Annotated in this window: 7 protein-coding genes; 6 read left to right on the forward strand and 1 reads right to left on the reverse strand. The window is 69.8% G+C overall.

What is annotated here, in order from left to right:
• From BGO22_RS18455 to BGO22_RS18470, 4 genes are all read left to right on the forward strand, one after another.
• The coding region (locus tag BGO22_RS18455) for a DODA-type extradiol aromatic ring-opening family dioxygenase (RefSeq protein WP_286852132.1) at positions 1 to 604 on the forward strand (604 nt) is incomplete at its 5' end.
• Between the two features lie 54 nt (positions 605 to 658).
• Positions 659 to 1675 carry a TRAP transporter substrate-binding protein gene (locus BGO22_RS18460; RefSeq protein WP_204743233.1) on the forward strand — a complete coding sequence of 339 codons (1017 nt, stop codon included), beginning with the start codon at positions 659 to 661 and terminating at the stop codon, positions 1673 to 1675.
• Positions 1675 to 2214, forward strand: coding sequence for a TRAP transporter small permease (locus BGO22_RS18465; RefSeq protein WP_204743234.1), 540 nt, complete (start codon positions 1675 to 1677; stop codon positions 2212 to 2214). Before BGO22_RS18460 ends, BGO22_RS18465 begins: the two co-directional genes overlap by 1 nt.
• Positions 2211 to 3503 (forward strand): TRAP transporter large permease, encoded by a 1293-nt coding sequence (locus tag BGO22_RS18470; RefSeq protein WP_286852135.1) that lies wholly within the window; start codon positions 2211 to 2213, stop codon positions 3501 to 3503. Before BGO22_RS18465 ends, BGO22_RS18470 begins: the two co-directional genes overlap by 4 nt.
• On the opposite strand, the gene BGO22_RS18475 is transcribed toward BGO22_RS18470, so the two are convergent.
• Positions 3469 to 4437, reverse strand: coding sequence for a LysR family transcriptional regulator (locus BGO22_RS18475; protein WP_070400739.1), 969 nt, complete (start codon positions 4435 to 4437; stop codon positions 3469 to 3471). The genes BGO22_RS18470 and BGO22_RS18475 overlap by 35 nt on opposite strands.
• Positions 4438 to 4557: 120 nt before the next feature.
• Between BGO22_RS18475 and BGO22_RS18480 the strand changes: the two genes are divergently transcribed.
• Positions 4558 to 5664: an aromatic ring-hydroxylating dioxygenase subunit alpha gene (locus tag BGO22_RS18480; RefSeq protein WP_286852138.1), complete on the forward strand. Its 1107-nt coding sequence runs from the start codon at positions 4558 to 4560 to the stop codon at positions 5662 to 5664.
• Between the two features lie 8 nt (positions 5665 to 5672).
• Positions 5673 to 6599: PDR/VanB family oxidoreductase (locus BGO22_RS18485; protein ID WP_286852140.1), on the forward strand; the 927-nt coding region annotated here is incomplete at its 3' end.

Consider the following 6599-nt stretch of genomic DNA (forward strand, 5'->3'; position numbering starts at 1 on the left):
CCCCGAGTGGCTGGGCATTGCGCGCCGCCGCGTGCCCGGCAACAGCGCGCTCTCGCTGCAGCTGATCGAAGGCATGTCGGCCACGGTGGACCTGAGCTTCTGCGAGGAGTGGAAGCTGGACCACGGGATCATGGTGCCGCTGCACCACCTGGTGCCGCAGAACGACCTGCCCATCATTCCGGTCAACATCAACTGCCAGGGCCCCCCGCTGGCGCCGCTGCAGCGCGCCTACGCGCTCGGCGAGGCCATCCGGCGCGCCGCCGACGCCATGCCGGCGCGCGTCGCCCTGATCGGCACCGGCGGCATCTCGCACTGGCCCTGCACGCCGGACTCCGGGCGCATCAACGAGGCCTGGGACCGCGAGTTCCTGGCGCGCTGGACGCGCAACGACCGCGAGGCCCTGTGCGCCTACACCGACGAAGAGACCCAGCGCGACGGCGGCCAGGGCGGCTACGAGATCCGCACCTTCATCGCGGTGGCCGGCGCCTGCGCAGGCCACACCGGCGAGGTCTGGTGCTACGAGCCCATCCCCATCTTCGCCTGCGGCTGCTCCATCGGCGTGATGGCCACGGGCGAAGAGGCCGCGACCGCCGCGCTGGCCTGACGACCCTTTACCCCACGAGGCACAGCCGTGCCGCTTTCTCCAGGAGACAACACCATGAAATTGGCGACCCCTCGCACGCTGCTGCTCGCACTGGCCCTGGTGCCCTTGCTGTCGTCGGCGCAGACGGTGCTCACGACCTCGATGTTCGTGCCGCAGACCCATCCCGTGATGAAGGCCGTCAGCCAGTGGTGCGACGACGTGGCCCAGGCCACGGACAAGCGCGTGAGCTGCAACATCCTGCCCAAGCCGGTGGCGGGCCCGGCCGCCACCTTCGACGCGGTGCGCGACGGGCTCGCCGACCTGTCTTTCGGCATCCACGGTTACACGCCGGGCCGCTTCGTGCTGACCTCGGTGGCCGAACTGCCCTTCCTGGGCCACTCGGCCGAGATCACCTCCGTCGCCTACCAGCGCATCTTCGAGCGCCACGACGCCTTCGCGAAGGAGCACAAGGGCCTGAAGGTGCTCTCGGTCTTCACGCACGGGCCGGCCGACATCTACCTGTCCAAGCGCCCGATCAAGACCCTCGCGGACCTCGGCGGCCTGAAGTTCCGCGTAGGCGGGGGCATGGTCAAGGACGTGGCCCAGGCCCTGGGCGCCAGCGCCATCCTCAAGCCCTCGGTGGAGTCCTACGAGCTGATGTCGGCCGGCGTGGTCGACGGCGTCTTCTTTCCGGCCGAATCCGTGCCCGTGTACCGCCTGGAGAAGTTCATCAAGTACCGCACGAACATCCCGGGCGGCCTCTACAACACCAGCTTCGCGATGTTCATGAACGAAGGCACCTGGGGCCGGCTCCCCGCCGCCGACCGCGCGGCCATCGAGAAGCTGTCGGGCGAACCGCTGGCCCGGCGCATCGGCCGCGAGTGGGACGCCGCCGACCAGCGCGGCCGTGCCGCGCTGGACGCCATCGGCGTGGACTCCTCGCCCTCCTCGCCAGCGCTGATCGAGGCGATCCGGCAGAAGACCGCGCCGCTGGAGCAGCAATGGGTGGACGCGGCGAAACAGAAAGGCCTGCCGAACGCGGCCCAGGTCCTGCAGGAGCTTCGCGCCGAAATCGCGAAGCAGCAGCGCTGATGCTCGCGAGCCCCGCCGCGCCGGCGGCCGCGCCCGCCCCACGGATCGCGGTCACGGCGCGGATCCAGACGCTGCTGACCTGGACGGTGGCCGCCGCGATCTTCGCCATGATGCTGCTGCAATGCGCCGACGTGGTCGCGCGCAAGCTGCTCGGCATCGGCCTGCCCGGTGTCGTGGAACTGGTCGAGCTGCTGATGCTCGTGACGGTGTTCGCCGGGCTGCCGCTGGCCTCCCTCCAAGGCGAGCACGTGCTGTTCGACCTGTTCGATCCCTGGCTGCCCGCCCGCCTGAAGCACCTGCAGTCCCGGCTCGCCGACCTGTGCTGCGCGGCGATCCTCGCCGGCATCGGCGTGCTGCTGTTCGCGCGGGCGGCCCGCACCGCCTCGTACGGCGACACCACGCCCATCCTGTCCATCGGGCTGGCGAACTTCCACTACGCGATCGCGGCGCTGCTGCTGCTGACGGCCGCGATGCACCTGGGCCTGGCGTTCGCGCCAGCCCCTTCCATCGACGACACCCCACCGGAGGCCACCCCATGAACGAAGCCATGCTCGGGTTCGGGGGCCTCTTCCTGCTGATGTTCCTGCGCGTGCCGCTGGCCTTCGCCATGGGCATCGTGGGCGTGGTGGGCATGGGCTTCATGCGCGGCTGGCCGGCGGCCGGCGCCTCGGCCACCACGGAGGTGCTGGACGTCGCCAAGTACACCCTGTCGGTGGTGCCGCTGTTCATCCTTATGGGCCAGCTCGTGACGCAGGCCGGGATGTCGCGCGAACTCTTCCGCGCCTCGTTCGCCTTCTTCGGGCACCGCCGCGGCGGGCTGTCGCTGTCGACGCTGGTGTCCTGCGCAGGCTTCGGCGCGATCTGCGGCTCCTCACTCGCCACCGTGGCCACCATGGCCCGGGTGGCCATGCCCGAGATGCGGCGCTACCGCTACGCCGATTCCTTCGCCGCCGGCACCATCGCCGCCGGCGGCACCCTGGGCATCCTGATTCCGCCGTCCGTGATCCTGGTCATCTACGGCATCATGACCGAGCAGAGCATCGGCGCCCTGTTCGCCGCCGGCCTGCTGCCGGGCCTGCTGGCGATGGCGCTGTACATGGTGGCCGCGGCGGTGGTCACGGCCCGCTCGCCCGAACTGGGCCCGCCGGGCGAGCACACGCCCTGGCGCGAGCGCTGGCAGGCGCTGCGCAAGGTGTGGGCGGTGCTGCTGCTGTTCGGCGTCGTCATGGGAGGCCTGTACGGCGGGCTGTTCACCGCCACCGAGGCCGCCGGTGTGGGCGCCATGGGCGGCCTGCTGTTCGCCGCGCTGCGGCGCACCCTGTCCTGGGGTCGGCTCATCGAGATCCTGGGCGAATCGGGCCGCACCTCGGCCATGCTCTTCACCATCCTGATCGGCGCCTCGCTGTTCGCCAACTTCATCAACTACACCACCATGCCCACCGACCTGCGCGACGCGGTCATGGACCTGGGGCTGTCGCCCCTCATGGTAGTGGTGGGCATCTGCCTGATCTACGTGGTGCTCGGCGCGGCGATGGAAACCCTGTCGATGATCCTGCTCACGGTGCCGATCTTCTTTCCGCTGATCACGCACATGGGCCTGGACCCGGTCTGGTTCGGCGTGCTGATCGTCTGCGTCGCCGAGATCTCCCTGATCACGCCACCCGTGGGCATGAACGTCTTCGTGCTGCGCAGCATGCTGCCGGAAGTGCCGACGGGCGCCATCTGGCGCGGCGTCATGCCTTTCGTGCTGGTGGACCTGGTGCGGCTGGGCCTGTTGATCGCCCTGCCCGCCATCACCTTGTGGCTGCCTCAGGCGCTGCGCCTATGAGCCGCCGGCTGGTCCAGCCCATGAGGCTGCCCCGGCCGGTCACGTCCTGCCGCACCTGCTGCTCCAGCATCTCGAGGAACAGCCGCACCTTCTCCGGCATCAGGCGCTTGGCCGGCAACAGGGCGTACACGCGCAGCGGGTCGCAGCTGTAGTCCGGCAGCAGGCGCTGCAGCAGGCCCGCGCCGATGGCGGGCGTGGCGAAGGGCTCGGCCACCCGCAGCACGCCGTGGCCGGCGATGGCCGCCTGCAGCCGCACGTCGGCGTTCCCGCTGACCAAGCGGGGCGACTGCAGGGTGATGCTCTCGGTGCCGCCATCGGGGCCCCGGAAGCGCCACTCGGTGTCGCTCAGGCCCGCCAGCATGGGCATCTTGGCCAGCTGCCGCGGCGTGCTGGGTGAGCGGTGGGCCTTGATGAGCGTGGGCGCGGCGTAGAGCTTTCGCTCCAGCGACATCACCCGGCGCACCACGATGGTCGAGGCCGGCAAGGCCGACTCCAGCATCGCGAACGCCAGGTCGTGGCCCTGCTCCAGCGGATTGAGCGAGGCATGGTGCACGTCGAGTTCGATGCGCAGCTGCCGGTAGCGATCCATCATCGCGCACACCACCGGCGCCAGGTGCTCGGCGCCGAACTCGTAGGGCGCAGCGATGCGCAGCGTGCCACTCACGCCCTGCCGCTGCTCGAGGGCCGCGAGGTGGGCCTCGCGCAGCGCGGCAAACAGCGGCCCCATGCCATGGAAGAGCGCTTCGCCGGCTTCCGTCATGCGCAGCCGGCGCGTGGTGCGCTCCAGCAGGCGGGCCTGCAGCGAGGTTTCGAGGCGGATCACCGCCGCACTCAGGCTCGACTTGGGGCGGTCCAGCGCGCGCGCCGCCGCGGAGAAGTTGCCGTGCTCGACCACGTGGCAGAAGAGGTCGTAGTCGTCCCAGTTGCTCGTCATGGGTCGATTGTCCAGCGCAGGGGACAGTGTGTCCACCGAGACCCCGTAGATGCCAGGGCTGGCGAACCCTAATCTCGGCGCCATCCAAACGCTTGGATCAACCCCACATCAGGAGAAGCAATGGCACACAAGGACGGGATTTTTCTCATGAACTGCTGGTACGTCGCGGCGTGGTCGCACGACCTCATCGACGGCAGGAAGCTGGCGCGAACGCTGCTGGAGGTGCCGGTCGTGCTGTACCGCGGCGACAGCGGTCGTGTCGTGGCGCTGGACAATCGCTGCTGCCACCGGGCCGCCCCGCTGGACCTGGGGCGCATCGAGGGCGACTGCCTGCGCTGCATGTACCACGGCATGAAGTTCGACCCGTCCGGCAAGTGCATCGAGATCCCGGGCCAGGAACGGGTGCCGCCCAAGCTCGGCGTGCGCAGCTACCCGGTGGTCGAGCGCGACGGCATCGTGTGGATCTGGATGGGCGACGAGGACCAGGCCGATCCGGCCAAGATCGTGGACTTCCCGGCCATGCGCGACCCGGCCTGGCGCGGCATCCCCGACTACATGCACTACGACGCCAACTGGATGCTGATCGTCGACAACCTCAGCGACTTCGCGCACCTGGCCTTCGTGCACACCAATACGCTGGGCGGCTCGGAAGAGTACGCCTACAAGACCAAGCCGGTGGCCATCGAGCGGCTGGAGGACGGCTTTCGCGTGGAGCGCTGGCACCTGGATTCGGACCCGCCGCCCTACCACCGCAAGGTCATCCCGAACAAGACGGACAAGGTGGACCGCAAGAACATCGGCCACATGCAGATCCCCGGCATGTTCTTCCTCTACACCACCTTCGCGCCGGCCGGCAGCGGCCTCAAGGACGGCAACAAGGATGGCGCGCGCAGCTACTGCAACTGCCAGTTCATGACCCCGGAGACGCGGCGCAGCACCCACTTCTTCTGGAACTACCTGCACGACTTCGACCTCGACGACCCCAACATCGCGCGCTCGCTGCGCAACAGCATCGAGGAAGGCTTCATGGAGGACAAGGCCTTCATCGAAGGGCAGCAGAAGCTGCTCGACGCCGACCCCGACTTCAAGATGCTGGCGATCGGTGCCGACGCGGCGCTGTCGCACTTCCGCTGGGTGTTCGATGAGCGCGTGAAGGCCGAGCAGCAGGCAGCGAAGTCCGCGGCCCAGCCGGTGGCCATGCCGGTGTCCCAGCGGGCCACGGCCTGAGGCGCGCGATGTCGAATCAGAAGGACGGCCTGGTGCTCCAGGTCAGCGACGTGCGGGCCGAGGCCTGCGGCGTGCTGCTGCTGGAGCTGCGGGACCCGCAGGGCGCCCCGCTGCCCGCTTTCGAGCCCGGGGCGCACCTGGAAATCCGGCTGCCCGGCGGCCTGGTGCGCCACTACTCGATCAGCAACGACTGCCGCGAGCGCGATCGCTACGTCATCGGCGTGGGCCTGTCGCCGGCCAGCCGGGGCGGCTCGGCGTTCGTGCACCGCAGCCTGCGCTGCGGCGATCGCCTGGAGACCAGCGCGCCGCGCAACCACTTCCGGCTGGACCCGGACCTGGACAGCTACCTGTTCGTGGCGGGGGGCATCGGCATCACGCCCATCATGTCCATGGTGCATTGGTGCATCGCGCACCAGCGCCCCTGGCGGCTGGTGTATGCCGCCCGCAGCCCGCAACGCGCGGCCTTCTATGACACCCTGGGCCAGCACGGCGCCGCGGTGCGCTTCCACTTCGACGCCCTGTGCGGCGGGGCGGCGCTGGACGTGCGCGAGGCCCTGGCCGATGTGCGCGAGGGCGAGCACGTCTACTGCTGCGGGCCGAGCGCGCTGATGGACGCCGTGCGGACCCAGGGCGCGCACCTGCCGCCCGAGCGCCTGCACTTCGAGTACTTCTCGGCGCCCGCGCCCGGCGCCGAAGCGGCGGGTCCCGGCGGCGCCTTCGAGGTCGAACTGCGCCGGCGCGGCCTGCGCCTGCAGGTGCCGCAGAACCAAAGCATCCTGGACGTGCTGGAAGCCCATGGCATCGGCGTTCCGTGCTCGTGCCGGGAGGGCCTGTGCCGCACCTGCGAGACCACGGTCCTTGAGGGCGAGATCGAGCACCACGACTACGTGCTGTCGCAGGAGGAGCGCGACGCGGGCCGCTCGATGGTCATCTGC

The sequence above is a fragment of the Hydrogenophaga sp. 70-12 genome (assembly GCF_001897365.1).
Classification (GTDB): domain Bacteria; phylum Pseudomonadota; class Gammaproteobacteria; order Burkholderiales; family Burkholderiaceae_C; genus Hydrogenophaga; species Hydrogenophaga borbori.

What these genes read in the sequence shown, in the direction of transcription:
- BGO22_RS18460 (WP_204743233.1), top strand. Translation starts at nt 659, where the DNA reads ATGAAATTGGCGACCCCTCGCACGCTGCTGCTCGCACTGGCCCTGGTG.
- BGO22_RS18475 (WP_070400739.1), bottom strand. Translation starts at nt 4,437, where the DNA reads ATGACGAGCAACTGGGACGACTACGACCTCTTCTGCCACGTGGTCGAG.
- BGO22_RS18465 (WP_204743234.1), top strand. Translation starts at nt 1,675, where the DNA reads ATGCTCGCGAGCCCCGCCGCGCCGGCGGCCGCGCCCGCCCCACGGATC.
- BGO22_RS18470 (WP_286852135.1), top strand. Translation starts at nt 2,211, where the DNA reads ATGAACGAAGCCATGCTCGGGTTCGGGGGCCTCTTCCTGCTGATGTTC.
- BGO22_RS18480 (WP_286852138.1), top strand. Translation starts at nt 4,558, where the DNA reads ATGGCACACAAGGACGGGATTTTTCTCATGAACTGCTGGTACGTCGCG.